The following is a 26,694-nucleotide window of genomic DNA, read 5'->3' as shown; positions in this document are numbered from 1 at the left end:
AACAAAAACAACAAACACCGTAGTAGTAGTCAAAAAATTTTTTGAAATAACACGCCAAAAACCCACCCCTTCTTCCTATATATAGTACATAGAGGGAATTTTCATTTTTGAATGGAGACGGGAGGAACTTTGATGGCGGTGTATCGTAATGTGCAGGTGAATTTTTGGCAGGATGATTTTGTTTTGGATTTGACGCCGGAGGAGCGGTATTTTTATGTGTATTTGTTGACTTGTTCGAAGACGACGCAGTGTGGGATTTTTCCGTTTCCGAAGCGGTTAGCTGAGATGGAGACGGGTTATAACAGGGAGACTGTTGATAAGCTTGTGCAGCGCTTCATCGATTATGGGAAGATTCTTTATGATGCGGATACGAGGGAGTTATTCGTTTTGAATTGGCTTCGTTATAATCCTGTGACGAATACGAATGTGGAGAAGTGTGTGCTTCGTGAGCTTAAGGGTGTGAAGAATAAGGAGTTTGTACATATGTTTCTTCAGAAGTGCGTAGAGGAGGAACTGAATGTTCCAATGCTTTTAGCTCATTTTGGTATGCCGAGTGATTTGGCTATGGATGATGTTAATCCGGTTTGTGAAGAGGCGGAAGAAGAGGTTATAGAGGAAGAGACGGGAAGTCGCGTGTTTTCTTTTTATGAGCAACATTTCGGTAGTTTGTCTCCTCATACGGTAGAGGAACTGAGTGCGTGGATGGTTGATTTGTCAGAGGAGCTTGTGCTGAAGGCTCTTCAAATTGCGTTTGAGAATAATAAGCGGACGGTTGCTTATGTGAAGGGGATTTTGCGTGGCTGGCACGGGAAGGGATTTACGAAAGTGTCGGAGGTTGAGGCAGATACGGCTCAGTTTAGGAAGAAAGAGTCGTCTGTTAGTACTGGGGAGACGGAGGAGTTTTTGACGAGGTGCGAGGAGTGGGAGAAGAATGCGCTGTCAGAGGAAGAGTTGCAGCGGTTTTTAGCGGAACGTGGGTGGCGTCCATGAGTATTCAAAATGTGGAGGCGGAAAAGACGGTGTTAGGTTCTCTTTTAATTGATGGAGAGCTTATTAAGGAGTGCCGTTTGACGGAGCATTATTTTTCTATGCCGGTGCATAAGTCTATATTTCGGTTAATGCGAAAAATTGAAGATGAAGGGCAACCAATTGATCTTGTGACGCTCGTTTCTCGGATGAATCCAAATTTTTTGGAGAATACCGGGGGAATGGAGTATTTTATAGCATTAATAGAGGGTGTGCCTACGACTAGCAACTTTTCTTATTATGAGGGGCTTGTTCGAGGTGCATGGAAAATGTATCAGGCTGGCGTTCTCGGGCACAAGATGGGAGAGCGTCTTATTGCGGAGAAGAATGAGAAAATTATTGGTGAGACGATTACGGCGCTTTGTGAGTTAGAGGAAAAGGACTATGTATGTGAGTTTGATTTGAAGGATGCTTTAGTTGGACTATATGAGGAGCTTCATCAAGATACGAAAGAGAATACTGGTATTGAGACTGGTTATACATCGCTAAATAAGATGACGTGTGGATTACAGGAAGGGGATTTTGTCGTTCTTGGAGCGCGTCCTTCTATGGGAAAAACGGCGTTTGCGTTAAATATCGCACTGCATGCGGCGAAGTCTGGAGCGGCGGTTGGGTTGTTTTCGTTAGAGATGAGTAGTAAACAATTGTTAAAAAGGCTGGCGTCTTGCGCGGGTGAAGTGTCAGGAGGTAGGCTGAAAAATCCGAAGCATCGTTTTACGATAGAGGACTGGGAAAAGGTGAGTAAGGCGTTTGCGGAAATTGGTGAGTTGCCACTTGAGATTTATGATAAGGCCGGTGTTACAATGCAGGATATTTGGATGCAGACTCGTAAGTTAAAGAGGAAGCACGGTGATAAAAAGCTGTTAGTTATTGTAGATTATTTGCAGCTTATTACGGGCGATCCAAAGCATAAGGGTAATCGATTTCAAGAGATTAGTGAGATTTCACGTAAGCTTAAGTTATTAGCACGGGATTTAAATGTTTGTGTAGTAGCATTATCGCAATTGTCTCGTTCCGTAGAATCACGTCAAGATAAGCGACCTCTTTTATCTGATTTACGAGAGACGGGACAAATTGAGCAAGATGCGGATGTCATTATGCTTATGTATCGAGAGGATTATTATGATAAGGAAACGATGCAGAAAGAGATGACGGAGATTCATGTGGCAAAGCATCGAAATGGGCCTGTGGGTAGTTTTAAATTGAGATTTTTGAAGGAGTTTGGGCGGTTTGTGGAGATGGTAAATTAGTAGGAGAAAAAAGGTGCGATTAAAAGAGATACTATAATTTTTTTACAAAGAGTAGTATAAAGAAAGACGTAAATAATGTTGAGAGATAATCAAAAAGTTCTTAAATATATAAATTTGTTAAGGGAGTATCCCTAGCTTTTTGCTTTATTTGGATAGAGGTAAATAAAGCATAAGTTTTCTATTTAATTAACTTATGCTTTGTTTTTTGATTCTTTGAATATGTTTCTTATTTTTCCATAAAGAAGGATTTTCGCTCTGTAGTAATCCATTGCTCCAAATTATCTTGGCTACGTTGGACAAGTCGATTCACTAACACATCATGCCATACATAATCCTCTAATAGGTATATATGAACGGGGTCATCTGTATAAAAAGCAACATTACGCTCCTCAAGTGATGGTCCATAAATCATCTCTTTAGAATCTATCGATAAAATAAACCAATGTTCTGTAGACAGGGTTTCTGTATAAGGTGTTATACGATGGGCTTCTAGATTTTTAATGGGATTTTCAACATGCAGGGTAATACCTTGTACTGTAACTTTATCAGCTACCTCAGATAGTTCCTCTTTTAACGCTTCATACATCTCATCCCACATTGAAATGACAATACGTTTTTGGGCTTTTTTTATTAATGCCTGACAGTAGCTAATTATTGTTTTATTGTCTTTTAAAGTAATCACTCGATTATCCGTTTTTTCCTCGAAAGTTTCTAGTTTTTTTAATGAATCACTGATTACTTCATAAGTAGACTGCCATTCTGATTGCGCCTTTTGTAAAAAGATTTCAACAGGTAGAGGTGAATAGCGAGTGGTGTCATTTATTTCTTCCTTCATGACAATTCCTTTTTCTACAAGGTTACCCAAAATCTCGTAAATTCGCGCTCTTGGGATACCCGAATCCTTACTCACTTGGTAGGCTGTGACAGGCCCCTGTTTAACAAGAGATACATAAGATTTAGCTTCATATTCATTAAAACCAATTTTTTTAAGCTGTTGCACTATGTAGTCCACTTTTTTCGTCCTCCGATGTTTGCTTTTATATTTTAACGTTACAATAACTCTTTACATATAGCAAATCATTAGTTACTATTCAAATAGTGACTAAGGGGAGGTTGATAAAATGGATCTTTATTTAGACCCATCAGTATTAATTATTTTGATTGCTTTTGGATTTTTAGCCGCATTTATTGATTCAGTTGTAGGTGGTGGAGGACTCATTGCCTTACCCGCTTTATTATTTACAGGATTGAATCCAGCAAGTGCAGTAGCTACGAATAAACTAGCGTCGACAATGGGGTGTGCAACTAGTAATATTGTGTTTTATCGTTCTGGTAATCTTGATTTGAAATCGGCGTTTAAATTATTTCCACTCACTTTCGTAGGTTCCATAATAGGGGCATGGATCGTTCATTTAATGAACCCAGAAGTACTGAAGCCATTGATGCTGATCATGCTTGGTGCGGTTGCTATTTATACGATATTCAAAAAGGATTGGGGTAGTATTTCCACTCATAAAAAATTGTCTGGTCGACACGTCATTATCTTTACTTTTTTTGTTTTTGCTATTGGTTTTTATGATGGATTTTTAGGTCCTGGCACAGGTTCGTTTTTAATGTTTTCTTTTTTATTTATTGGGTATGATTTTTTAAAAGCAGCAGGTAATGCGAAGCTTCTTAATTTAGGAAGTAATGTTGGTGCATTGTTGATGTTTATGTATGTAGGGCAAGTAAACTATGTGTATGGTTTTATAATGGGGATTGCTCAAATTGCTGGAGGGATTGTTGGCTCCAAATTTGCTATAAAAAAAGGAAGCGGGTATGTTCGTGCTCTTTTCATTACAGTAACTTGTTTATTGTTGGCGAAAAATCTGTATGACTATATTCAGTAAGTAATTTTGAACATCTTCACTTCAAAGAACGTAGAAAAGGTCAAATATGAAGGCTACATAAAATATAAGAAGATACTAGGGGCAAATTTCTTTTAACATTTTTTAGATGCTACCTTATTCGAAGATAGCATCTAAAAAAGTCTCATTTAAAAGAAAATCTAAGTGAAGAGAATGAAAATAATATAAACTCATATTTTTCTGGGGTATGTTTATTGATCATAGTGAAATGTTTACTCTATATTCTTCTTATAACTAACCCGCAACAACCCCTTAAAATCCACCTCAGCAATCAACACACTCAATAATATAAGCGTCGCCCCTAAATACCCTTTCCCTGTGAGCGTTTCACCTGTGAAGAAGAAGGCAAACCCTGCGGAAAAGACAGGTTCTAACGAAAAGATAAGACCTGTATGTGTGGGAGTGGTGTATTGCTGGGCGATAACTTGCACAATGAATGCGACTGCGGTGCAAAATATGCTTAAGGCTAAGATGATTAGCCATGAGTCGATAGTGCCAGGAAGTTTTGGGGTTTCCATCACTAATGAAAAAATAAGACTAAATAGGCCGACAAAACCGAGTTGTACTACCCCAAGTGCAATTGAATTCACATGTTTTGTTACGCTTCCAGTAATGATGACGTGAATCGCATAAAATAAGGCAGACAGTATGCAAAATATATCGCCGTTACCGATCTTGAATTCACTAGTTAATGTTAGTAATCCGATTCCTATTATCGTTAACACAATTCCTAATATAACTTTCTTTTCAGGAATGTGTTTTAAAAATATAGCTGATAATATCGGAATGAAAATGACTGTGAGACATAGTAAAAAACCGGCATTAGACACACTTGTATACTTTGTACCGAAAGTCGCGAAAATATAGACGATAAATAAAACGGAAGCTAGTATAAAAGAATATTTTACAGTTTTAAAATCAATTTTGAATAAGTGTTTGTAAAATATTAAACCTGATAAAAGAAAGGCAATAATAAATCGTAATGCGATTAAATTATATTCTTCTATGTCATCAAGTCCAAGCTTTGTAAGTAGGATGGATGCACCCCAAAAGAATGTAACTAGTAGTAGCATTAAATCAGCTTTTAATTGAATTTTCATTTCTATTCCCTCGTTATGTATAATTTATGATCCCATACCCCTATCCCCATTGTTTATTTTAATATTAATTCTGAATATTCGGAACAGAAATTTATCGACGCTTTTTTCTCCATCAAATGGTGTGAAATCAAAAACGAAATCATACCAATTGATGTACGATTTGATGAAGCCTTTTAATCCTCTTTTGAAGCGATTTTATGAGCAGCTTGGAAGAGCGATGGTGCGAGTTGGGAAAGATGGATATTCCCATTCGGTTATTGAAAGTTCGGATTTGAAGAAGCTCGGTATGTAATAGTATGTATATAAAAAAACGCCATATTTCATATGGGCGTTTTTTTGATGTTGCAGTTATTCCTTTTCAAACTGAAAAATATTCCGATTAATGAGTTGATGGAAGTGTTTATCCATTTCTGCTGCAGAAACTTTTCTTTCGTTTTGAAACCACCACGCACTTAATGTTGTGATTACCCCTGAATAGAATTCGGTAATTAAATCGTTTGGTATCGTATGATTTTTGCACAGTCGATTTAGCGCTTCCGTTTCCTGCTTCCTTGTGTCATGACTTAAATAATGTACACGGCTAATAAATTGTTCATCAGACATTTGCGCCTCAAACATTTTACAGATTTCTTCATGATGCAGGAATTGTTCCATCACTTGAAATGGTTTGCTTAATCGATCTAAAAGCGGTATTTCAGCAATCATTTCGCCATATCGTTTAAATCCAAATGCTAATAGAGCATCTTTATCTTCGAAATGTTTATAAAAGGTTGTTCGGTGTACCATCGCGAGATCGCATATTTGGTTAATGGTGATGGTACTATATTTCTGTTTGGATTGTGTCATTAATTCAAATAAGGAATCCCATAGTAATTTATGTGTACGTCTAATACGTAAATCAAGTTGTTTTTCATTATCGTTCATCTACAATTCTCCTTTTTTGTAGATTAAATATACAAAGGCTGAAAATTGATTCTCCCTTTTTAATCTACATATGTATATTATATTACATGTGTTCCGGTTTATATAAAGCTTTTGGAGTAAAAAAACAGGAGGAGAATCAATACATGAATATAACAACTAAGAGCCCTGCAAGTGGCAAAGTTGATACTTCTAATATGAAACATACGCCCATTTTAATTGCATTACTTTTAGGGGCAATGGTTGCATTATTAAACGAAACATTACTTGGTAATGCGTTAACGGTATTAATGAAAGAATTTGACGTAACAGCTTCAACAATCCAATGGCTTTCTACAGCATACATGTTAGTAGTGGGTGTGCTGGTACCGATTACAGCGTTACTTCAGCAATGGCTCACAACGAGACAAATGTTCTTGATCGCTATGGTAACGTTTTTAGTTGGTACATTAATTGCGGGATTCGCACCGACATTTTCCGTTTTATTAGTCGGCCGTATCGTCCAAGCAGTAGCGACGGGGTTAATTTCACCGTTATTAATGAATACGATTTTAATTATTTGTCCACCTGAAAAACGTGGTGCCACAATGGGATTAATCGCACTTGTGATGATGTCAGCTCCAGCAATTGGTCCTACATTATCTGGAGTAATCGTTGATTCACTAAATTGGCGCTGGTTATTTTACATTGTTATTCCTATCGTGATCATTTCAATTATGATTGGAATGAAATACATTAAAAATGTTTCAGAGTTAACAAGGCCAAAAGTAGATTATCCATCTATTCTTTTATCGACATTAGGATTTGGCGGGATTGTGTATAGTTTTAGTGCATCAGGTGATTTAGGATGGCCCGATCCGAAAGTGTATGGCGCTTTAATTGTTGGGCTTATATCACTATTCATTTTTGTCATTCGACAATTAAAAATCGATAATCCAATTTTAGAACTACGTGCATTTAAAGTTCCGATGTTTACAATATCAGTTGGATTAATCGTCATTGTTATGATGTCGTTATTTTCAACGATGACTTTATTACCGATGTTCCTGCAAACAGTTTTACTCGTTACAGCCTTTAAATCAGGACTAATAATGCTTCCAGGAAGTATTATTAGCGCTATAATGGGACCAATCGCAGGTAAACTATTTGATAAATTTAGCCCGAAAGTTGTTATTGTTCCCGGTATTGTGTTAGTAGGGATTGCAATGTTCTTATTTAAAGGCATTACTCCTGATACATCAATGGTACAAATTATTGTCATGCATAGCGTATTAATGGTTGGACTCATGTTTGTAATGACAGCACAAACATATGGGTTAAATCAATTAACACCAGATCTATATCCGCACGGAACAGCGCTGTTTAATACGTTACAGCAAGTAGCTGGCGCAATTGGTACAGCTATCTTTATTTCAAAAATGTCTTCAGGAACAACTAAGTATATGGAAAGCTCCGCAAATCCAATGGACCCAGTAGAGAAGTTAAACGGTTTAACATCTGGATTCCAAGGTGCATTTACACTAGGGTTAATCTTTATCGTTATTGCTTTTATCGTATCTTTATTCTTAAAAGAAGAGAAAGAGGGAGTAGAAGCAGCGGGGGTTTTACAGAACGAGAATTAAGGTTCATATATGAAAGTTATGGTGAAGTTTTCAAAATAAAAAGGAGGTGTCACTGAGTCAAATAAATCGACTTATAGGACAGCTCCTTTTTAAGTAGTAGAAAGTAAAGACGCTTCAATAATGTATCGATCTGGGGCGTCACCGATGTAATTAAAAGGATAACATGTTGTTAATGTTAATGTCGGTGTATCTTTCTCTACAATAACGGTACGATCTTCCGCGTCTGTTATCCAATGTTTGTTAATGCTGTATGTGTATGTTTTATTTTCATATTCTACAATCAGTTGGTCATTTTCTTTTAGCTGACCTAGTTCGGTAAATACAGTATCTCGATGTCCACTTAAAACTGTATGACCGTTTCCGGATGGGGTAGTCGTTAATTCACTCACAAACATGCCCACACCTTTTTTTAGTACTTTATCGTCAGCTCCCCAATATATGGAGTATTTCTTTTGTATTTTAGGAATGATTAAATATGCTACTTTTTGCCCTAATTGATGATTTACTTCTGAAGACGGAATTTGCACAATTTCTTCATGGTTTTGAGGAGTTTCTATTTTAGCGTCATTGTCTTCAGGAGGTGCTGTGATTGGTGTTTGAGTTTCGTATTTCTTTATTTCACTAGATGCTAAAGATTCGGCGGAGCTTCTAGCACTATACCATTCTATAAAACAATAAGAAAAAATCGAAATTCCAATTATAAATAAACATAAGCCTATCCATTGGTTTATTTTCATTTCCATCACTCCATTTTAAAAGGACAGGAGAATCCTGTCCTTTAAAGGAATTATTTTACGCGTTTGTTTTTTTACGACGGAACATTAATACAGATCCAATTGCAGCTAAACCTAAGCTTGCTAACATCATTGTAACACCGTTTGATGCTGTGTTTGGTAACTTTTCACCTTGTTTTTTATCTTCTGTTTTCACAGCTGTATTAGTGTCTTTCTTTGTTTCATTTGTAGTCGTTTGAGTTTTAGTTTGTTCTTGCTTTTTGTTTTCTTGTTTAGCAGGTTCCTGTTTAGTATTCTCTTGTTTAGCAGGTTCTTGCTTAGTATTTTCTTGTTTAGTTTGTTCTTGTGGTTTGTTTTCTTCTTGTTTAGTAGTTTGTTTACTAGCTATAAATTGGTCATAATCCCCTTTTTTCACTTCACAAGGTAAGCCATCGTTGTCACGGTCTAGATCGTGAGGATCGTTAGTTGCGCTATATCCATTGCTATGCCAAAACTCCATAACTTCTTGTTTGTTGTTGAAGTGACCGCAGTTCTTGTCGTTTGGATTTTTTGCTGCAAATGCAGAAGAACTGTACCCCACAGTTAAAAGTGTGAACGCTGTTGCTGAAACTAATAATTTTTTCATGATTTTCTCCCTTTTCCCAATATTATGTAGTACATTGAAATATTTTACATTCTAATATTCAAAAATACAATAGGGAAAATCAATAAATGTAAGATTTTTTAAAATATATATATTTGTAACGTCATACGGTAACAATTGTCTCTAAACGTAAAATTTCTCGAAAATGTCTTCAGGAACAACTAAGTATATGGAAAGCTCCGCAAATCCAATGGACCCAGTAGAAAAGTTAAACGGTTTAACATCTGGATTCCAAGGTGCATTTACACTTGGGTTAATCTTTATTGTTGTTGCTTTTATCGTATCTTTGTTCTTAAAAGACGAGAAAAAGGGAGTAAAGGTAACGCAGGTTTTACAGAACGAGAATTAAGATTCATATAAAAAAGACATCTTTACGAGATGTCTTTTTACATTTCTTTCGTTATATCATACTGCAACAATTGCCGTTGATCATAAAATTTCTCAAAAACGATGCCCATTACATAGAAGAACAATAGACCAAAGCAAATGTGAATGAGTGTAAAGGTAGCTCCAAATGAAGAAAATTCATACACCATAATTGGTAATTTCGCAGTTGTCCAAACACCTAAGAAAAATACGATGTATCTAATGCTTGCGCCTTTTTTTAATAGTAGTGCTGCAATCGGAAAGGCAACATAGAGGGGACCAGCTGCAATTCCGCCTAATAATAAAGAGAATAATATTCCATATATGCCGGACTTTTCTCCCATATATTTCATTAGCGTTTCTTTCTTCACCCACTGATCAAGTAACCCTACAAATACTAGGACAGGGGGGAGTAGAAACAACATATCTAAAATGCTATTCCCCGTTAATTGTAATGCGCTCCATCCTAAAGATTGGTTTATAAAAGTTAGTATGATAAGTCCAATCAGCAAAATGAAAAAGAAGCGATATCTTTTTAGTTCCTTCATACCATCACCACCCAAATGATATATGAGAATAGGAGTGACATGAGTAAGGCAGATGCATTACGAGCGTAAGCAAAGCTTCGTCCGAATATCTTTTGTTCCATCGGCAAGGTTGTCATTCCTACTGACATGAGTGTAGACATGAGTGCCGCAACTTGAGGAAGCCCTGCGCCGTGCTGTATTAACGTATTACCAAGTGGGAACACGACAAAGCTTGGAATGAGTGCCACAGATCCGAGTATTGCTGAATAAATAATACCTAAGAATCCGGACTGTTCTCCAATGATAGAAGAGATAAAGGACGGTGTTAAGATAGAAAGTGATAGTCCGACGAAAAGCATAATGGAGAGCATGGCAGGGAGGAGGTTTCGAAATATTTTCCATGATTTTAATAGGGCAGCTTTCGTTTTAGTCCGATCCTTCATAAAAGAAATCCCTGTAAGAATAATGGCCAAAGTGTAAAGGATAGCGCCATTAATCATGATAAGATTCCTTTAAGTCTTTATATTTGTCTAAGAAAAATGATAAGTTTTTCATTTTTTCCTCAATATCCATTTGAAAATCTGCTAATTGTTCTTTTCCGGCTGTAGTAATTTTGTACATCTTTCTCGGCTTATCTGGAACTGATGTACTTACATAAGATTCAATAGCACCTTCGTTTTCTAATTTCTTCAGTGTGCGGTAAAGGATGGCACTATCGATTGGATTGACCGGAAGTTCTTCTTCACACTTCTGAAGTAGTTGCCCGCCATAGTTATCACCTTCTGCTAAAAATAACAAAAGAAATGCACCTGTATGTCTTCCTGTATGTTTCATGAATATACCTCCTAGAATGAATTGGAATATATACTGTTAATGACAGTATACTGTTGTTAACAGTATATGGTGCATGAAGTGCTATGTCAATTTTAAAATGTTACGGAGGGGAAATGGTGATCCCTATTCTAATCTTGTTAAATAACAAAATAAAAGCCTACTGTTTTCTTGTGACAGTGGCTTTCATAGTTGGTAAACTACTATATTACGCTTAGGGAATCTCGCACTTTGATAGTAACACATATATGTTAGCCCTATATTGAGAAATAAAAAAAAGACACTCTCAAGAGTGCCTCTTATTAGCAGCCTAATCCGCCGCCCCAACAGCTAGCTCCAACGATGATTAATAAAATAAAGAGCACAACAAGTAAGGCGAATCCACCGCCAAAACCACAGCCTCCACCACAACTACCACCATAGCCCATATTAACTCCTCCTTCCATAAAGTCCATATATTAATGGATTTATTTCACTTTATGTTTTTACGGATAAACTTGAGCAGGTCCTTTTGAAAAATAAAAGTACTCGGTATTTTAAGAGAGTTGACGAACTTATTTTTGTCACGAGTATTACGCTTATTACATATGGTATTTTATTCTGTGCATTTGGGGAAAGGAGATCGTTATGGCTAATTCTGAGATGATATTACGTTTACTTACGGATTTAAAGATTGAACAGCAAGCTTTAAGAGAACAGCTGGAGAAAATGCAAACAGCATTGACCATTCTTGAAGAAAAACCGACTACTCTTGAAGAAAAACCAGCTGCTCCAAAGAAAAGAGCTAATTCTGGACGCCCAACATCTTTTCGTGATTGGAGAGCATCTACTCAAAGGGATTAAGAAATCCTGTTATAGTAAGTTATACAAAATTATAAATGAAAAAGTACAGTCTACTGTAGTTAATACAGAGGCTGTACTTTTTGTTGTGTTAGTTTAAGTTGTGATAGGAGGTTTGTATTTTCTTTGACTATTCCACCTTTAACTCGATCCCTTTATCCAGCATATCTCCATTAATTTTCAAAGTTAATCCTTGCGTATTTTTCGGAACATCGAATACAATGTTACCTTCCGAATTTTCATTAGGATTAAGGACACCAAATTTAAATGTAGCAGTATTTGCAGCTTTAAGTACTAATTGAGATTCGTTAGAAATGTGGTATTCTCTTCCGGCTCCGTCAATTAATTGGAAATTGTTGCTATTTAGTGTAATGGGTTCCTCTTGACGATTATAAACTGCGACGTCTAATAATTTAAATACACCTTGTGCTTTAACTTCTCCGTTACCTATAACGTCTAATGAATCGGCAGAGTGTATTGATATGTATACATCAGAAGAATCTCCATGGGTGGGAAGTTCTTTTTGAGGATCCTTGTTGCTAAGTTCATCATTCTTTGTTTCTTTAGAAGTCTCCTGTTTGTTTTTCGTGTTACTGCTAGAGGCATCATGTGAACTGCAAGCGGATAATCCAAATAAGAATGTGCTACATAATAATGATGTTACTAACTTTTTGTTCATAGTTTGTTCCTCCAAAATAGAAGTACTTTTATGGGTGCCATGACGATTTAATAAATCTATAGTTTTCTTTATGTGTATTAAATATTACATCTTATTATATTGACTTCGGGATAAAAGGAAACTTGATGCAAATAAAAAAGACACTGTGAAGTGTCTTTTTTATTTAAGTTATGCGCATTACTTAATAAGACGTTAGTTTCTCATCCTGAACATGAGTAACCATGTAGGATGATTTCATTATAGCATTTTAACCAATAATAGGTCTATATGGATTTTTTTAGTGATTACGTTTAGTTATTCAGAATGACAAATATAAAAAAGCACCGATGCTTGGAATGATGAATCGATTTGCAGCCGCGATACTCGGTGCGATTATTATGTATGAAATTGAACACCATGATTTCATGTGGACATTTGCAGCTGGAATTATGAGTGGTTATTTCTTAATTATTATTAATTTAGGATATTACAGTATGAAAGATGCGAAGAAATAAAGTGCTGTGTAAATAACTAATTTGGATGACTTGAATGTATAAACCTAAAAACTTTCCTTTATGGAGAGCTTTTTATTACAAAGAAAAGACACTCATATAAGAGTGTCTTTTCCAATAGTTTTTTAGCAGAAGCAAGAAGCTCCAACAATGATCAATAAAATAAACAATACAACTAATAAAGCAAAGCCGCCGCCACAACTACTACAACTACCACCAAATCCCATAATAGTTCCTCCTTTAATAAGAGGGGAAAACAAGGGTACACTCATGTATTTTAACGGATTCAATTTACTTTATGTTTTTTACGCAATAATTGAGCAGGTCCTTTTGAAAATAAAGAAAAGACACCCTAAGGTGCCTTCCTTCGACTTGAACCATCTTAATTTTAATAATATTGGACTCCCGTCCGAATATTATTTTACCATGTTAAGTTGTTTTTGGAAATAGTTCATATCGATAATTACAATACACGTTTTAGTTTTTGAATTATTTATTTGTCTAAAAGTTGAAATTAAAAAAGGAACGATATACTTGAGGGTTTTTATGAGTGATTGCAATCATACCATTAAAAAGAACCCCATAAATGATAAACCATCCCACTAACAAAAAACACTAATCCTAAAAACAAAACAATTAAAGCAAGTACTCCATTTTGATTATGTTCCATAAAATTAGCTCCTTTTAGATTTATTTTTGTATAAAAAAAGCCTTTAGTCGTAATTATGGCTAAAGGCTTTGAGCATTATACTTTTCACTTTATAAAATCTTATGAGAAGAATTTATAATGTTTTTTATCCCGCTATTTGTGGGAGTCGGGCTGCCCGTAAACGCCCGATTGGTGAAGGCTAATACTCAGTGAGGGATGAACAAAACCCTCACTGAGTAAAGTTTCACTTTATCAAATTTGAAACTGAAAATGTACTAGCTTGATAATGAAGTTTGGCTATTAGAATTGAAAAATTTTAGTTTTACTATAATTAATAGAAATGAAAGTAGTGTGAATATAAATCCGCTCCAAATAAGCTGGTGAATACCTAGGTTTGAAATAAACCAGCCTCCAATAGTTGTTCCTAGGGTAATTCCGAGATTTGAGAACGAAACGAATAGACTATTACCAAATTCAGGTGATTCTTTTGCTTCGCTTATTAGCCATGTTTGACCAACAATTAATCCACCAGCATGTACGATTCCCCAAATGAATACGATAAAAATCATTGGAACAAGGTAGGAGCCTAAATAATAAACTAATATGTAAACAACAGAATATAGAATAGGGAATGATAGTACGGTGTTTATTATGCTTTTTTGCAGGAGACTACCAAATAAATGGTTACCTAAAATCATAACTATACCAAATATGAATAGCATGATACTGATGAGAGATCCATTCATGGAAGTTACTTTTGCAAGGTACTCGGCGAAGTAGCTGTATACGGAAAACATGGCTGCAAAAAGGAATGTGACGGTTAAAATATTTAACCATAATCCTGGTTTGCCGAGTATACGAATTTGTTTGCCGAAAGACATTTTTTCTTTAACAGGCATAGAAGGAAGTAGGATTAGTATTCCAATGAATGCAAGAGTGTTAACAAGCGCTCCAAATAAGAAAGCAATTTCGAGTGAAAATTGGTCTGCAAGGTAAGAGGTTAGTGGTACACCTAAAGCAAAGCCAACGGTAATTCCCATAAAAACTTTTGTAACCGCTTGACCGCTCTTTTCTGGAGGGACAAGTTTAGCAGCTGTTACAAGAGCGATTGAAAAGAAGAGTGGATGAAGTGCTGCCGGTAAAATACGAAAAATAAGCATGATTTCAAATTGTGTTGTATAAGCGTAGATTATATTTGAAATAACAAATGCAAAAATTGCTGTTAATAAAATTATTTTGCGATTAATACTAGAGACGAGCAGAATTAAAAACGGACCAGAAATAGCAACAACTAGTGCAAATATACTTACTAAAAATCCAGCTTGTGTAGTTGAAATACCGAATTTTTGAGTGATTTGTGGTAATACGCCGACAATACCCATCTCGGTAGTAATAATTCCGAACACACCTACTGCGAGTGTCAGAATAAGTAAAGGATTTACTTTTTTCATTTATAAAACTCTCCATTCGTATCAGTATTTTGAAAGTAAATTCATTAACAAAGAAGCATTATTACAAGCATGATTGGATGCCAATATTATCAGGACTATGTAATCTGAAATACAATAACAGATATCTAAATAACTAGATATGATATATTAAAAAATTTTCTCCTTTCTATGTTTCTTGCTTTTATAGGTAGTGCAATTTATAAAAAAGTAATTGGATACCTGTAAAAAAGCAGAATGTTTGAAAGCTAATAATCAATTGATATGCAGATTGATTATTAGCTTTCATTTTATAATTCGTTTTGAACGTATTCAGAAAACTCTCGTATTGTTTTTTCATTTCGGCGATAGTATGTCCATTTTCCAATTCGGTCAGAGTCTAGTAGTCCTGCTTTTTTCATAGTTAATAAATAACTAGAAATAACCGATTGGGCTAAACCAGTTTTAAGCTGGATATCTCCTACACACACTCCAACTTGAAAGTTAAGGCCTTGTTGTAGATAAGGTTTTTCATCGAAATGGTTTTCTGGATTTTTCAACCATGATAAAATTTGACATCTTGTTTCATTTGACAATGCTTTATAAATTAATAAAGGTTCCATAAGGATATTATATCTACTTTTATAGATTTGTAAATGGGTTTTGGTGATTTTAAGGGGAGAAGGTATACGTGATCCCCTTAAATAGGAATGAGGTGCTCTTGATCTGTACCTTTTGTAAAGGACATTCTAAAAAAGTTAGGCAACCTAAAAAAGATGATTTCGGTATGCAAACAGGAGTCACCTTCTTTAAATTCTATTGATAGCAAGAGTGATTATAGTACGTCATATATTTCTTAATTTCATGTTTTAACTGAACAAACGATTCACATGATTTTATATATGCTTCATCGGTTAAAGTACTACGAGGATTACGTGCAAAAATGATAATATTGTTAGGTTTAAGCATGTTGTTGCCTAGCTATCAATGGCGGATTCCTAAGAAGAGTAATAATAAAACCCAACTGAAGATTTAAGAAAAATTTTATGTTTACCCCATTTTTTATTTTAAAAGTTTTTCCTATCCTATAAATGAGTTACATCAAGAAGGAGATTAAAAACGACAAAGTCATAGATGAAAATGTAAAGTTAGGGGATTCTACATGCATACAGGAGTTTTGATGAGTTATTTGTATACTTATTTCTTTACTATTATTTTTTGTGTTGTGTTTCAAATTGGATTTTATTTTAAAGCGAAAAGAAATATATCTATTGGGCATTTTCTATGGGTATATGTTTTTCTATTCTACCTTTCGCTAGTATATGGGGTGACGCAAATCGCAACTGTATGGGATATAAGTAGATATGAAACGTGGATTCGTGTCAGTCAAATTAACTTGACTCTATTTGATACGGCAGGTAGTACTACGTATCTTTTGAACATTGTACTGTTTATGCCGTTAGGTTTTTTATTACCGGCTATTTGGCCGCATTTTAGAAAAATGAAAAACACCGTATGTGCGGGATTCTTTTTTTCATTGGTAATTGAGTTAAATCAATTACTAAATAATAGAATTACAGATATTGATGATTTATTTACGAATACCCTCGGGGCGATTGTTGGGTATGTATTATATAGAGTTTTATTTAAAATGATATTTAAAAGAGAGGAAAAAAAGCTTGATACCAACTCTTCTCTAGTCATAAAATACGAGGCTATTTTTTGTTTAGTGTGTTCATTTGTAGGTGCGATGTTAATTTATTATCCTGGAGACCTGTAATCCTCCAATGAGATACGACCTCGTTTATAAAATGATTCTAGTTCTCCTCGCTTAAACACGGTAAAATGTGAATGATTCATCCCTTTTTCTAACTTAATAGATACAGTTTATGTATTACATGATAGGTAGGTGTAAATGTGTTAAATGTTCAATTATTTCAATACTTACTAAAAGAGTCTCAAACAGCTCTTCATACAGATGGAAAACGAGTGTATATGTTAAAAGATGAAGGGTTCTCACCGTATCCTATCTATTTAAATCACCCTATTATGATGGGTGTGGGAACGAATTGGAATCAACATAAAGGATTTGAAGAAATCATTAAAGGATTTATAGGTGCAATTAACAAACTTCCTATGTATATGGTATTTGAAACTTATTTGTGTAGGGACTCTATTGAAGGGTTTTTAGAAGAGAATACATTTCATTTTGAGCTGGTTTTTACTAATAAGAAAAGGGATACGAATTTTTTTAACGTGTTAATTACTAATAGTGATGATATAAATACACTTATGAAGTATTTTTTCCAATCAGCACAAGATTCTCTTTATACGTTATTAAGTTATTCAGCGGACTTTAAAATTATCAGCAATAATACTGGTGAGATTGGATTAAAGGCTGACAGTTTCTATCCAAGCTTTTCATTTATGTATGATGCGCAAGAATTATTTATTATTGGCGGGGAAGAAAAGTGGTCAGATATCCATTATATAAAAAGATTTTTCCATCTTGAGCAGATTACAGATGAGCTAACTATTGATGTAAGAAAATGAATTTAATGATGATGTGTTAAAGTTTTTACCAAGTAGAGAAGTTGATAAACGTATATTAATATTTTCTGATTTAAGAATAGGTGTATTAATTGGTGATGAGTGTTTTAATTATATAAGTTTTGGATCTAAGGAATTAAAGTTAGTTGAGCAACTTTGTGTAGGAGAAGGATTATTTGTATGTCACACTAAAGACCGAAAGTGATAAGGTGCTGTATAAATAACTAATTTGGATGACTTGAATGTATAAACCTAAAAACTTTCCTTTATGGAGAGTTTTTTATTACAAAGAAAAGACACCCATATAAGAGTGTCTTTTCCGATAGTTTGTTTAGCAGAAGCAAGAAGCTCCAACTATGATTAATAAAATAAACAATACTACTAATAAAGCAAAGCCGCCAGAAAATCCACAGCCGCCACAACTACCACCAAATCCCATAATAGTTCCTCCTTTAATAAGAGGGGAAAACAAGGGGTCACTCATGTATTTTAACGGATTCAATTTACTTTATGTTTTTTACGCAATAATTGAGCAGGTCCTTTTGAAAATAAAAAAAAGACACATTAAGGTGCCTTTCTCCGACTGGATAACCGCATTTCGAAACTGGTGGATAACTTGCAAATAGTATGTATGCTTCGATTTATTTACAGATACCTAAGATTTATACATTCTTCATATAAGTCAGTACTTTTGATTACTAAACATTCAATCATCATAATGTTTAGTTTATTGTTACCAACCACTCGCTCCAACATCCGTCTTCAACCACTTCACCCAATCCGAATCTTCTATTTTAAGCAAACTGAGCGAAACACCTTTCATATCTAAAGAAGTGAGAAGGGTACCAACCTTTACGAACTTCACATGTAAGCCTTCCAGCTCACATAAACGGCGAATATCGTTTGCGAAAATGTATTGTTCCATTAATGGTGTCGCACCGAGTCCGTTAATGAGGATGGCGAAGTTGTCACCTTTTCTCCAGCGATAAATGCTTTTTAGTTTATTCATTAGTTCGATTGCTAATATTTCAGAAGAGGATAGCGCTTCTTTACGGTAACCTTGTTCACCGTGGATGCCGACTCCATAAAACACTTCATCGTCGTTTAATGTGAATGAAGCTTTTCCTTGTACTGGATCATTTGCAGGTGAAAGGGCGACTCCTAATGTGTGTAAGTTTTGGATGACAGAACGGCCAAGTGCTGTTAGTTCTTCTAAAGAATGACCGCTCTCAGCGGCCGCGCCTACTATTTTTTGAATGAAAACAGTGCCAGCAACGCCGCGTCTTCTTTTGTTAAAAGAAACATCATCTTCAATTGAAACGTCGTCATTTACGATGATGTGGTCAATTTGTCTTCCTTCTTCTTTTGCGATTTGTTCTGCCGCTAAAAAGTTTTCTACGTCATCTTTAAAGTTTTTTATGATGAATAAAATACTTTTATCTTTTGGCATTAAGCGAGTTGCCGCCACAATTTGCTCCACTGTAGGCGGAGTGAAAATACTTCCGTTTACTGCCGCCGTAAGCATTCCTTTTCCTACATAGCCTATATCAGCAGGTTCATGTCCACTCCCACCGCCGCTTATAATGACAACGTTTTGTTTCAGTTTTTCGATATCTTTTACATAAATGATGTTATTTGTTTCGTCGTAATTCACTTTGTCGTTATGTTCAAAATAAAAGCCATGCAGCATATCTTGAACAATATTTTCTACATCATTCATAATCTTTTTCATTGCTTTTGCCACCCTTTAATTACTTTGCTGATTGCTCAAGTAAAAGTAGTAGTTGATTATTTATCATATTTTTCATGAGAGAAGACATAATGGACGGATCTACTTCACATTTACTTTCAATCCAATCTTTTATCGTCCCAACGAAGCCGTGACTATAAAAAGAGGCAATCGTATTTTTTGTCTCATTTGAAAGGCTGAATCTACAGCTCATGGATAGTTCATCAATAATCTTCATATATAAGTTTTTCGTATGCTCAAATAAATAGTGATTAAACGAGTTTTGCTCAATGACTTTAAATGCATTTCGGTAAAATTTTTGATTTTCATAAAAGTAATCAAATAATAAATCGAAAATGTTTTCCCATGTTTCATAATCAAGAAAGTCTATAATATTTTCTTTCGTTTCTTCTTTATAAATCCAGCTTAATAGTTCGAATTTATCTTTAAAATGATAATAAAAAGTTTGTCTACGCATTTGACAGTGTAACATAATATCGCTCACTGATATTTTATGAAACGATTCTGTTTCCATTAAATGTTTCAATGAGTTCGCGATTATCTTTTTAGAAATTATAGAAGAGGTCATCTGAATCATCCCTAGAATGTTATTAATATAAAAATCCTATCTATAAATGAGAGCGGTGTCTTTAGACAGATTGTCCATTTTGTCCGTTTACTATAAAACGCTTTCATTTTAACATGAATAGTAAGAAGAAGATTTCAAATATATCACAATATATTAAAGGAATTGAGGGAGAATCACAATGAAAAAGATTATAAATAAACCAGAAACATTAGTAATGGAAATGTGCAACGGAATGGTTATGGCTCACCCAGAACTTGAGTTTTTGAAAAAATATAAAGTTATTAAGAAGAAAGAAATGAATGAAAATAAAGTAACGTTAATTAGCGGCGGCGGTAGCGGTCATGAGCCGGCACATGCAGGTCTAGTCGGAAAAGGAATGCTGGATGCAGCAGTGTGCGGAGATGTGTTTGCTTCTCCTTCGCAAATTCAGGTATACCAAGCAATTAAAGAAACAGCTAGTAAAAAAGGAACGTTATTAATTATTAAAAATTACAGCGGCGATATTATGAATTTCAAAAACGGTGCACATTTAGCGACTGAAGATGGAATTGAAGTCGACTACGTAAAAGTAGACGATGATATTGCGGTAGAAGATAGCCTGTATACAGTGGGACGCCGCGGTGTTGCGGGAGTTATTTTAGTGCATAAAATTGCCGGCGCAGCAGCGGAAGCAGGAATGGATTTAGGAGCGGTGAAAGCTGTAGCGGAAAAAGCAGCGGCTAACGTGCGTACAATCGGTTTAGCATTAACTTCTTGTACAGTTCCAGCAAGCGGATCACCTACTTTTACACTTGCGGAAGATGAAATGGAATACGGCGTTGGTATTCACGGTGAACCAGGAATTAAACGTGAAAAAACGATGTCAGCTGATGAATTAGCTAACCGTATGACAAATGATTTAATAAAAGATTTAGGAGTAAAAGATGGCGAGGAAATCGCACTTCTAGTAAATGGTTTTGGCGGAACACCACTGCAAGAACTTTACTTATTTAATAATGCAGTTACGAGAGAATTAGCTGCTAGAAACATTAAAATTAATAGAGTATTCGTCGGTAACTATATGACAAGTATCGATATGGCTGGTATGTCTTTAACAGTAATGAAATTAGATGATGAGCTAAAAACATTACTATCGAAAGAGTGCAATACACCTGCGTTTAAAGTAGATGGACCTGTTGAAAGTGTAGAGTACGTGAATGTGCTTGAAGATGTAGAAGAGAAGGAAGTTTCATTTGAAATAGAAACAGCGGAAGAGCACGCTGTTATGAAAGATAATGTCATTACGTTAAACAACATGATTTATCTCGTTGATAAAATGAGCGACATCATTATTAAAAACGAAGTACCGTTCTGTGAGTTAGATACGCATGCTGGTGACGGTGACTTCGGAATGAGTGTGGCAAAAGGATTTAAGCAATTAAAACGTGAATGGCAATCTATTTTAGGACAAGAGAATGTAACGATTGGAACGTTCCTTGATAGTTGTTCTATGATTATTATGGAACATTGCGGCGGCGCTTCAGGCCCAATTTGGGGTGGTGCGTTCCGCGCAGCTAGTAAAGAAGCGGGCGAAAAACGTGAACTAACAGTAGGAGAATTTGCTGAAATGTTACAAGCAGCACTTCACGGCATACAATCTATCGGTGAAAGATCGTTCGGTAGAGGAGCGGTAGTTGGTGATAAAACACTTGTTGACGCACTTGCTCCATGTGTGGATTCTTGGATCGATAGCGCTTCAAACGAAGTAGACATAAAAACTGCCTTTGAAAAAGGAGCAGAAGCAGCCGTTAAGGGAGCAGAGTATACGAAAGAAATCGTTGCTCGCATGGGCCGCGCTGGTACAGTTGGTGAAAGAAGTTTAGGCTATCCAGATGCAGGTGCACATGCGCTTGGAGTTATCTTTACGGAGATTGCGGGTAGTTTGAAATAGGAATGAGAAAATCCCCTCTGCCTTATGGTGGAGGGGGTTTTTTTATATAGTTGAATGATATATTAATATGGTTTAGAAGCAAATCAATTACTTTAGTTGCAAATGATTTCGGTGCATAGTTCAAGGTTAAATGGGCTGAAGTTAATAAGTAGTCTGCTATATGATGTTTAAGAAAGGGCACTCCATTGAGGGAGTGCCCTTTTCGTAATTCATGATATAGAATCTCTTTATATTACCAGGAGTCACCGTGGCTGGATTGCATGTACATAATTGTACTAGATTTAGTCGAATCAACTTGTTCCTTAGATTCTGATTGTGAAGGGAATGCTAATCCTATAGATAAAGCAGCTGAAAGGGTTAAACCTAAAATCGTTCCGAAAATTTTCTTCATTATTTTAACGCTCCTTTTTCGAAAGTTTTTTCTTTAGCTTGATGACTAATATAAAAGTATTTACTAGCTTTTACAGTGTCGCTTTCTTCGTAAAACTTGATTGCTAATTTTTCATTGTATTCTTGTGTGTAATTATAGAGTTGTTGTGTGTCGAAAAATGAGATAGCTTCCAAAGATAATTCTTCGAGAATAACAGCTGGAACACCTTTATTCATACAATCTAAAAGTTTGAAATGATATAGGTATTCTTTGTTGTCTAGCTTCTCACAAATTGCTAATCCTCGTTCGATTAACTCGGCCGACTGTTCAAGTTCACCAATCTTTAAATGTTCTCTAGCTTTAAGGAAGATGGCCCTAAAATGCTCTGGAGTTTTAGTTGTTACTTCTGATAAGTGTCGAATTGCTAAAGTGGATAAGTTTTGGCTACTATATAAAAAACCTAAATTATTGCGGATTCTTAATATTAGGGAATCCTCATTATTTTTACGTAAAATATCTATTGCAGAATTAAATTTTTCTTCTGCTACAGGGAATTGTTTTATATCAATACATGCTAAACCGTATAAGTTCTCACAAGCGGCAACATTATTTTCATAACCATTATGTTTAGAGAAGATTTCTTTAGCTTTAGTCACATGTTGAATTGCTAATAGAGGTTGATAGGTATGAAGATAGAAGTTAGCAAAACGATAGCTAAACTCGGCTATTTCAAGATCGTCATGAATATGTTGTAATAGCGTTTCGGCTTTTTCGTAGTATTCCCAGGCTTCATTGTTGTTGGAAATTAGTGTGGCGTGAATCCCTTTGAAAAAGTGATAATAATAAGACAACGATTCATTTTTAGGTATATCCAGTGAATCAATTGCCTGGAAGCTTGTTGGTGTGATGCTTAAATGATCAAGCAAAACTTTAAAGCGAAAAGTAAGAAGTGAGTAATGGAATAGTAAATTTGGATTTTCATTAATACTTTTTATGTGTGTATCAATCTCTGTTTTTAAATGCTTTGCTTCTTTTAGGTGCTGGGCACGTATCTCTTGATACCAATTATTTAAAAGTTGTGTGATCATATCTTTTGTTTTTAGATGACTTACCATAATTCTCCCCGCTTTCTACTATGTTTATTTGTATATTGGTATGTATATACTAACAAGAAATTAAGTGTGATAGAGTGATATATTGCAAGAAAAAACTTTTTCAATAATTTAAGGAGTAATTAGAATATAAATGGAAAAGGAATTTAATGGGATTCCTTAGGTGGTGATCATTTATTTATTGCCAAAAAATAAGTGAATCGAGCAAGTATGACTATTGCACTTAAAATAAATAAATAAAAGCCTTTTTGTAAAGTGAATCTACATAAACTGATTCAGAATCTTATAAGAATCCATATGGAAAGTATTCATTCAAATAACAAACAGCCCAAGTTCAAATGAGGAACCTGGGCTGTTTGTGTGTTGTATTTCCTTAGTATTGTAAATAAGCATTTTATTCCATCGTCATCAAGATAAAAGAACAAGTGATCATACTTTATGGTTATGTAAAAAACTTAAAAAAGCATAACCCAGCAGAACCTTTGTATTTTACTATCCTACGCATTTCACCCTGCATAAAAAATATTTCTCAACATTTTATTTGTTGAAAAAGATTGAATATTCTCTATAAAGAGAATATTATGTTTCTATCGGCAAAAAAAACGATAATTCGCAGACACTGGGGAGGAAATACATTGAAAAAGAATAAGAAGTTAAAACCTTTATCAGTTTTAGCAACAGCGGCAGTGCTAAGTAGTAGTTTTGCTTTTGGAAGTCATGCAGCGTATGCTGAGACGCCAACACCATCTCTACCAATAGATGAGCATTTAATACCGGATGAGCGTTTAGCGGAAGCACTAAAACAACGGGGAGTAATTGATCAATCTGCATCACAAGCTGAGACGTCAAAGGCTGTTGAGAAATATGTTGAGAACAAGAAAGGGGAAAACCCTGGGAAAGAAATCTTGACAGGAGATAGTCTTACGCAAGAGGCTTCTGATTTTATGAAAAAAGTAAAAGATGCAAAAATGAAGGAAAATGAACAGGCGCAACAGCCCACAGTAGGGCCAGCAGCTGGACAAGGTGCAGGATTGAATTCTAGTAAATTAAATGGAAAAGTACCTACTGCACCAGCGAAGCAAGAAGAGTACAACGGCGCTGTTCGAAAAGATAAAGTACTTGTTTTACTTGTAGAATTTAGCGATTTTAAGCATAACAATATTGATCAAGAGCCAGGATACATGTATTCTAAGGACTTTAATCGTGAACATTATCAAAAAATGTTATTTGGTAATGAACCATTTACGTTATTTGATGGATCGAAGATTAATACATTTAAACAATATTATGAAGAACAATCTGGCGGGAGCTACACAGTTGATGGAACTGTAACGGAATGGCTTACTGTTCCAGGAAAAGCTTCAGATTATGGTGCGGATGCAGGTACTGGCCATGATAACAAAGGTCCTTTAGGGCCACGCGATTTTGTGAAAGAAGCATTAAAAGCAGCGGTAGCAAAAGGAATTAATTTAGCAGACTATGATCAATTCGATCAATATGATCAAAATGGTGATGGAAATAAAAACGAGCCAGATGGCATTATTGATCATTTAATGGTTGTGCATGCTGGCGTTGGTCAAGAAGCTGGCGGCGGTAAATTGAAAGATGATGCGATTTGGTCTCATCGTTCAAAACTTGGATCAAAACCATATGCGATTGATGGCACAAAATCTTCTGTTTCGAATTGGGGCGGAAAGATGGCTGCATACGATTATACAATCGAGCCTGAAGATGGAGCGGTTGGTGTGTTTGCGCATGAGTATGGTCATGATTTAGGCTTACCAGATGAGTACGATACAAAGTATTCAGGACAAGGTGAACCTGTTGAGTCATGGTCTATTATGAGCGGCGGCAGCTGGGCTGGAAAAATTGCAGGAACAGAGCCAACGAGTTTCTCACCACAAAATAAAGAGTTTTTCCAAAAGAACATGAAGGGCAACTGGGCGAATATCGTTGAGGTAGATTATGATAAACTTCGCACGGGAGTCGGTGTTGCAACATATTTAGATCAAAGTGTTACAAAATCAAAACGACCAGGAATCGTTCGTGTTAACTTACCAGACAAAGATATCAAAAATATCGAATCGGCATTTGGTAAGAAGTTTTATTACAGTACAAAAGGAAATGACATTCATACAACACTTGAGACACCAGTATTTGATTTAACAAATGCAAAGGATGCTAAGTTCGATTATAAGGCATTCTACGAACTTGAAGCGCAGTATGATTTCCTTGACGTATATGCGATTGCAGAAGACGGAACGAAGAAGCGTATTGATAGAATGGGCGATAAAGATGTAAAAGCCGGCGTGGATACGACTGATGGTAAGTGGATTGATAAATCATACGATTTAAGTCAATTCAAAGGGAAAAAAGTAAAACTGCAATTTGAGTATTTAACAGATATTGCAGTAGCTTATAAAGGATTTGCGTTAGATAATGCAGCATTAACTGTCGATGGCAAAGTTGTTTTCTCGGATGATGCAGAAGGCCAGCCAGCAATGACGTTAAAAGGATTTACTGTATCTAACGGATTGGAACAGAAAAAAAATAACTACTATGTAGAGTGGAGAAATTACGCTGGTTCTGACACGGCGTTACAACATGCGCGTGGACCAGTGTTTAATACAGGAATGGTTGTATGGTACGCGGATCAAAGCTTTACAGATAACTGGGTAGGCGTTCATCCAGGCGAAGGATTCTTAGGAGTAGTAGATTCTCATCCAGAGGCAATTGTAGGGACATTAAACGGACAACCGACTGTGAAGAGCAGTACGCGTTATCAAATTGCCGATGCGGCATTCTCATTTGATCAAGCGCCAGCATGGAGAGTAGATTCGCCAACTCGAGGTATCTTTGACTATAAAGGATTACCAGGAGTTGCAAAGTTTGATGATTCTAAGCAGTACATCAACAGCGCTATTCCAGATGCAGGACGTAAGTTACCGAAACTAGGATTGAAGTTTGAAGTAGTAGGTCAAGCTGAAGACAAGTCTGCAGGTGCAGTTTGGATTCATCGATAGAATAAGGTGAAACTATGAGGGAGCTGCCCCATAAGTTGGTGAAACCGACTTATGGGCAGCTCTCTTTTTATTGTGGAAACGAGGCAGTTTAGTTTAGGAACCAGTTCATTGGAAAGGAAGATATAAAATTCATTTTCAATAAAAACGAGAAATGATATCGCTAGAAAATTTCCTTTTACTTCCATGTACGAGGTATAAAACAAAGGGAGAAAGTCAGTAGCGGTCCTGTTATATTCTGCATAGCAGCGATTTATATGTCGAGAAATCAAAATAGATTTATGTAGCATGTCGCTTTAGTTTTAAAAGTAGAAATAAATCAATAAATTACAATCTAGCATAATTCAAATTAACTGAAATGCATGAGCAAAAATACATTCT

27 protein-coding genes and 3 pseudogenes are annotated in these 26,694 nt (G+C 35.6%); 11 read left to right on the top strand and 19 right to left on the bottom strand.

What is annotated here, in order from left to right; genetic code table 11:
• Positions 1-132 precede the first annotated feature (132 nt).
• Together ACE38F_RS23185 and dnaB are read left to right on the top strand one after the other, a co-directional pair.
• Entirely contained in the window at positions 133-990 is an 858-nt protein-coding gene (locus ACE38F_RS23185; RefSeq protein ID WP_375370355.1) for a DnaD domain-containing protein, read from the top strand.
• Positions 987-2,276 carry a replicative DNA helicase gene (gene dnaB, locus ACE38F_RS23180; protein WP_375370354.1) on the top strand — a complete coding sequence of 430 codons (1,290 nt, stop codon included), beginning with the start codon at positions 987-989 and terminating at the stop codon, positions 2,274-2,276. Before ACE38F_RS23185 ends, dnaB begins: the two co-directional genes overlap by 4 nt.
• Before the next feature lie 226 nt (positions 2,277-2,502).
• Here dnaB and ACE38F_RS23175 read toward each other — a convergent pair whose 3' ends face one another.
• Positions 2,503-3,288 carry a TrmB family transcriptional regulator gene (locus tag ACE38F_RS23175; protein WP_375370353.1) on the bottom strand — a complete coding sequence of 262 codons (786 nt, stop codon included), beginning with the start codon at positions 3,286-3,288 and terminating at the stop codon, positions 2,503-2,505.
• Between the two features lie 109 nt (positions 3,289-3,397).
• Here ACE38F_RS23175 and ACE38F_RS23170 point away from each other — a divergent pair, with 109 nt between their 5' ends.
• Positions 3,398-4,165 carry a TSUP family transporter gene (locus ACE38F_RS23170; RefSeq protein ID WP_375370352.1) on the top strand — a complete coding sequence of 256 codons (768 nt, stop codon included), beginning with the start codon at positions 3,398-3,400 and terminating at the stop codon, positions 4,163-4,165.
• 230 nt (positions 4,166-4,395) lie between these two features.
• Here ACE38F_RS23170 and ACE38F_RS23165 read toward each other — a convergent pair whose 3' ends face one another.
• Together ACE38F_RS23165 and ACE38F_RS23160 are read right to left on the bottom strand one after the other, a co-directional pair.
• Entirely contained in the window at positions 4,396-5,283 is an 888-nt protein-coding gene (locus tag ACE38F_RS23165) for a DMT family transporter (protein ID WP_375370351.1), read from the bottom strand.
• A gap of 348 nt (positions 5,284-5,631) precedes the next feature.
• Entirely contained in the window at positions 5,632-6,207 is a 576-nt protein-coding gene (locus tag ACE38F_RS23160) for a TetR/AcrR family transcriptional regulator (RefSeq protein ID WP_341038841.1), read from the bottom strand.
• A 143-nt stretch (positions 6,208-6,350) separates the two neighbouring features.
• Between ACE38F_RS23160 and ACE38F_RS23155 the strand changes: the two genes are divergently transcribed.
• Positions 6,351-7,826, top strand: coding sequence for an MDR family MFS transporter (locus tag ACE38F_RS23155; RefSeq protein ID WP_375370350.1), 1,476 nt, complete (start codon positions 6,351-6,353; stop codon positions 7,824-7,826).
• Positions 7,827-7,915: 89 nt separating this feature from the next.
• Here the strand turns inward: ACE38F_RS23155 and ACE38F_RS23150 are convergent, their stop codons facing one another.
• Positions 7,916-8,563, bottom strand: a complete 648-nt coding sequence (locus ACE38F_RS23150) for a class D sortase (RefSeq protein WP_375370349.1) — start codon at positions 8,561-8,563, stop codon at positions 7,916-7,918.
• A gap of 55 nt (positions 8,564-8,618) precedes the next feature.
• Complete coding sequence (locus tag ACE38F_RS23145; protein WP_375370348.1) at positions 8,619-9,185, bottom strand: excalibur calcium-binding domain-containing protein; 567 nt, start codon at positions 9,183-9,185, stop codon at positions 8,619-8,621.
• Between the two features lie 157 nt (positions 9,186-9,342).
• Here ACE38F_RS23145 and ACE38F_RS23140 point away from each other — a divergent pair.
• Positions 9,343-9,552 (top strand): annotated as a pseudogene (locus tag ACE38F_RS23140) (MFS transporter); the annotation flags it as partial.
• Positions 9,553-9,589: 37 nt separating this feature from the next.
• Here the strand turns inward: ACE38F_RS23140 and ACE38F_RS23135 are convergent.
• The 4 genes from ACE38F_RS23135 to ACE38F_RS23120 form a co-directional block, all read right to left on the bottom strand.
• Positions 9,590-10,117: a permease gene (locus ACE38F_RS23135; protein ID WP_002188537.1), complete on the bottom strand. Its 528-nt coding sequence runs from the start codon at positions 10,115-10,117 to the stop codon at positions 9,590-9,592.
• Complete coding sequence (locus tag ACE38F_RS23130) at positions 10,114-10,596, bottom strand: hypothetical protein (protein ID WP_375370347.1); 483 nt, start codon at positions 10,594-10,596, stop codon at positions 10,114-10,116. The genes ACE38F_RS23135 and ACE38F_RS23130 overlap by 4 nt, the downstream gene beginning before the upstream one ends.
• On the bottom strand, positions 10,589-10,930 hold the full coding sequence (locus ACE38F_RS23125; protein ID WP_002202937.1) for a PadR family transcriptional regulator: 342 nt from the start codon (positions 10,928-10,930) through the stop codon (positions 10,589-10,591). The genes ACE38F_RS23130 and ACE38F_RS23125 overlap by 8 nt, the downstream gene beginning before the upstream one ends.
• 299 nt (positions 10,931-11,229) lie before the next feature.
• Complete coding sequence (locus tag ACE38F_RS23120; RefSeq protein ID WP_106408349.1) at positions 11,230-11,355, bottom strand: YjcZ family sporulation protein; 126 nt, start codon at positions 11,353-11,355, stop codon at positions 11,230-11,232.
• Between the two features lie 199 nt (positions 11,356-11,554).
• On the opposite strand from ACE38F_RS23120, the gene ACE38F_RS23115 reads away from it, so the two are divergent.
• Positions 11,555-11,770 carry a preprotein translocase gene (locus tag ACE38F_RS23115; RefSeq protein ID WP_375370346.1) on the top strand — a complete coding sequence of 72 codons (216 nt, stop codon included), beginning with the start codon at positions 11,555-11,557 and terminating at the stop codon, positions 11,768-11,770.
• 127 nt (positions 11,771-11,897) lie between these two features.
• Here ACE38F_RS23115 and ACE38F_RS23110 read toward each other — a convergent pair whose 3' ends face one another.
• Positions 11,898-12,446 (bottom strand): DUF4352 domain-containing protein, encoded by a 549-nt coding sequence (locus ACE38F_RS23110; RefSeq protein ID WP_375370345.1) that lies wholly within the window; start codon positions 12,444-12,446, stop codon positions 11,898-11,900.
• Positions 12,447-12,754: 308 nt separating this feature from the next.
• Between ACE38F_RS23110 and ACE38F_RS23105 the strand changes: the two are divergent.
• Positions 12,755-12,940, top strand: a pseudogene (locus tag ACE38F_RS23105) (ATP synthase I); the annotation flags it as partial.
• Between the two features lie 122 nt (positions 12,941-13,062).
• Here the strand turns inward: ACE38F_RS23105 and ACE38F_RS23100 are convergent.
• From ACE38F_RS23100 to ACE38F_RS23085, 4 genes and pseudogenes are all read right to left on the bottom strand, one after another.
• Positions 13,063-13,164, bottom strand: coding sequence for a YjcZ family sporulation protein (locus tag ACE38F_RS23100; protein ID WP_000505688.1), 102 nt, complete (start codon positions 13,162-13,164; stop codon positions 13,063-13,065).
• Positions 13,165-13,861: 697 nt separating this feature from the next.
• Positions 13,862-15,037, bottom strand: coding sequence for an MFS transporter (locus ACE38F_RS23095; protein ID WP_375370344.1), 1,176 nt, complete (start codon positions 15,035-15,037; stop codon positions 13,862-13,864).
• 287 nt (positions 15,038-15,324) lie between these two features.
• Complete coding sequence (locus ACE38F_RS23090) at positions 15,325-15,636, bottom strand: ArsR/SmtB family transcription factor (protein WP_375370343.1); 312 nt, start codon at positions 15,634-15,636, stop codon at positions 15,325-15,327.
• A 193-nt stretch (positions 15,637-15,829) separates the two neighbouring features.
• Positions 15,830-15,931: pseudogene (locus ACE38F_RS23085) on the bottom strand (TetR family transcriptional regulator); the annotation flags it as partial.
• Between the two features lie 244 nt (positions 15,932-16,175).
• Here ACE38F_RS23085 and ACE38F_RS23080 point away from each other — a divergent pair.
• The gene (locus ACE38F_RS23080; protein WP_375370342.1) at positions 16,176-16,793 is read left to right on the top strand and encodes a VanZ family protein; all 618 of its coding nucleotides are present in this window, start codon (positions 16,176-16,178) and stop codon (positions 16,791-16,793) included.
• A gap of 137 nt (positions 16,794-16,930) precedes the next feature.
• Positions 16,931-17,566 carry a hypothetical protein gene (locus ACE38F_RS23075; RefSeq protein WP_375370341.1) on the top strand — a complete coding sequence of 212 codons (636 nt, stop codon included), beginning with the start codon at positions 16,931-16,933 and terminating at the stop codon, positions 17,564-17,566.
• Positions 17,567-17,894: 328 nt separating this feature from the next.
• Here the strand turns inward: ACE38F_RS23075 and ACE38F_RS23070 are convergent, their stop codons facing one another.
• The 3 genes from ACE38F_RS23070 to dhaS form a co-directional block, all read right to left on the bottom strand.
• Complete coding sequence (locus ACE38F_RS23070) at positions 17,895-18,002, bottom strand: YjcZ family sporulation protein (RefSeq protein ID WP_000505673.1); 108 nt, start codon at positions 18,000-18,002, stop codon at positions 17,895-17,897.
• 294 nt (positions 18,003-18,296) lie between these two features.
• Positions 18,297-19,295, bottom strand: coding sequence for a DhaKLM operon coactivator DhaQ (gene dhaQ, locus ACE38F_RS23065; RefSeq protein ID WP_375370340.1), 999 nt, complete (start codon positions 19,293-19,295; stop codon positions 18,297-18,299).
• Positions 19,296-19,314: 19 nt separating this feature from the next.
• Positions 19,315-19,881, bottom strand: coding sequence for a dihydroxyacetone kinase transcriptional activator DhaS (gene dhaS, locus ACE38F_RS23060; RefSeq protein WP_002140640.1), 567 nt, complete (start codon positions 19,879-19,881; stop codon positions 19,315-19,317).
• A 178-nt stretch (positions 19,882-20,059) separates the two neighbouring features.
• On the opposite strand from dhaS, the gene dhaK reads away from it, so the two are divergent.
• Positions 20,060-21,811, top strand: a complete 1,752-nt coding sequence (gene dhaK, locus ACE38F_RS23055; protein ID WP_375370339.1) for a dihydroxyacetone kinase subunit DhaK — start codon at positions 20,060-20,062, stop codon at positions 21,809-21,811.
• A gap of 232 nt (positions 21,812-22,043) precedes the next feature.
• Here the strand turns inward: dhaK and ACE38F_RS23050 are convergent, their stop codons facing one another.
• Positions 22,044-22,202 (bottom strand): general stress protein, encoded by a 159-nt coding sequence (locus tag ACE38F_RS23050; protein WP_088077832.1) that lies wholly within the window; start codon positions 22,200-22,202, stop codon positions 22,044-22,046.
• On the bottom strand, positions 22,202-23,296 hold the full coding sequence (locus tag ACE38F_RS23045; RefSeq protein WP_375370338.1) for a response regulator aspartate phosphatase: 1,095 nt from the start codon (positions 23,294-23,296) through the stop codon (positions 22,202-22,204). The genes ACE38F_RS23050 and ACE38F_RS23045 overlap by 1 nt, the downstream gene beginning before the upstream one ends.
• 632 nt (positions 23,297-23,928) lie before the next feature.
• Between ACE38F_RS23045 and ACE38F_RS23040 the strand changes: the two genes are divergently transcribed.
• Positions 23,929-26,316, top strand: coding sequence for an immune inhibitor A domain-containing protein (locus ACE38F_RS23040; protein WP_375370337.1), 2,388 nt, complete (start codon positions 23,929-23,931; stop codon positions 26,314-26,316).
• Positions 26,317-26,694: the final 378 nt, after the last annotated feature.

It is taken from the genome of Bacillus altaicus (assembly GCF_042136375.2).
Taxonomy (GTDB): Bacteria; Bacillota; Bacilli; order Bacillales; family Bacillaceae_G; genus Bacillus_A; species Bacillus_A cereus_U.
This window is presented reverse-complemented; position numbering and strand designations above follow the sequence as displayed.

Coding starts and splice junctions, on each gene's coding strand:
- ACE38F_RS23185 (WP_375370355.1), top strand. CDS start 133: ATGGCGGTGTATCGTAATGTGCAGGTGAATTTTTGGCAGGATGATTTT.
- dnaB (WP_375370354.1), top strand. CDS start 987: ATGAGTATTCAAAATGTGGAGGCGGAAAAGACGGTGTTAGGTTCTCTT.
- ACE38F_RS23170 (WP_375370352.1), top strand. CDS start 3,398: ATGGATCTTTATTTAGACCCATCAGTATTAATTATTTTGATTGCTTTT.
- ACE38F_RS23165 (WP_375370351.1), bottom strand. CDS start 5,283: ATGAAAATTCAATTAAAAGCTGATTTAATGCTACTACTAGTTACATTC.
- ACE38F_RS23160 (WP_341038841.1), bottom strand. CDS start 6,207: ATGAACGATAATGAAAAACAACTTGATTTACGTATTAGACGTACACAT.
- ACE38F_RS23155 (WP_375370350.1), top strand. CDS start 6,351: ATGAATATAACAACTAAGAGCCCTGCAAGTGGCAAAGTTGATACTTCT.
- ACE38F_RS23150 (WP_375370349.1), bottom strand. CDS start 8,563: ATGAAAATAAACCAATGGATAGGCTTATGTTTATTTATAATTGGAATT.
- ACE38F_RS23145 (WP_375370348.1), bottom strand. CDS start 9,185: ATGAAAAAATTATTAGTTTCAGCAACAGCGTTCACACTTTTAACTGTG.
- ACE38F_RS23135 (WP_002188537.1), bottom strand. CDS start 10,117: ATGAAGGAACTAAAAAGATATCGCTTCTTTTTCATTTTGCTGATTGGA.
- ACE38F_RS23130 (WP_375370347.1), bottom strand. CDS start 10,596: ATGATTAATGGCGCTATCCTTTACACTTTGGCCATTATTCTTACAGGG.
- ACE38F_RS23125 (WP_002202937.1), bottom strand. CDS start 10,930: ATGAAACATACAGGAAGACATACAGGTGCATTTCTTTTGTTATTTTTA.
- ACE38F_RS23120 (WP_106408349.1), bottom strand. CDS start 11,355: ATGGGCTATGGTGGTAGTTGTGGTGGAGGCTGTGGTTTTGGCGGTGGA.
- ACE38F_RS23115 (WP_375370346.1), top strand. CDS start 11,555: ATGGCTAATTCTGAGATGATATTACGTTTACTTACGGATTTAAAGATT.
- ACE38F_RS23110 (WP_375370345.1), bottom strand. CDS start 12,446: ATGAACAAAAAGTTAGTAACATCATTATTATGTAGCACATTCTTATTT.
- ACE38F_RS23100 (WP_000505688.1), bottom strand. CDS start 13,164: ATGGGATTTGGTGGTAGTTGTAGTAGTTGTGGCGGCGGCTTTGCTTTA.
- ACE38F_RS23095 (WP_375370344.1), bottom strand. CDS start 15,037: ATGAAAAAAGTAAATCCTTTACTTATTCTGACACTCGCAGTAGGTGTG.
- ACE38F_RS23090 (WP_375370343.1), bottom strand. CDS start 15,636: ATGGAACCTTTATTAATTTATAAAGCATTGTCAAATGAAACAAGATGT.
- ACE38F_RS23080 (WP_375370342.1), top strand. CDS start 16,176: ATGCATACAGGAGTTTTGATGAGTTATTTGTATACTTATTTCTTTACT.
- ACE38F_RS23070 (WP_000505673.1), bottom strand. CDS start 18,002: ATGGGATTTGGTGGTAGTTGTGGCGGCTGTGGATTTTCTGGCGGCTTT.
- dhaQ (WP_375370340.1), bottom strand. CDS start 19,295: ATGAAAAAGATTATGAATGATGTAGAAAATATTGTTCAAGATATGCTG.
- dhaS (WP_002140640.1), bottom strand. CDS start 19,881: ATGACCTCTTCTATAATTTCTAAAAAGATAATCGCGAACTCATTGAAA.
- dhaK (WP_375370339.1), top strand. CDS start 20,060: ATGAAAAAGATTATAAATAAACCAGAAACATTAGTAATGGAAATGTGC.
- ACE38F_RS23050 (WP_088077832.1), bottom strand. CDS start 22,202: ATGAAGAAAATTTTCGGAACGATTTTAGGTTTAACCCTTTCAGCTGCT.
- ACE38F_RS23045 (WP_375370338.1), bottom strand. CDS start 23,296: ATGGTAAGTCATCTAAAAACAAAAGATATGATCACACAACTTTTAAAT.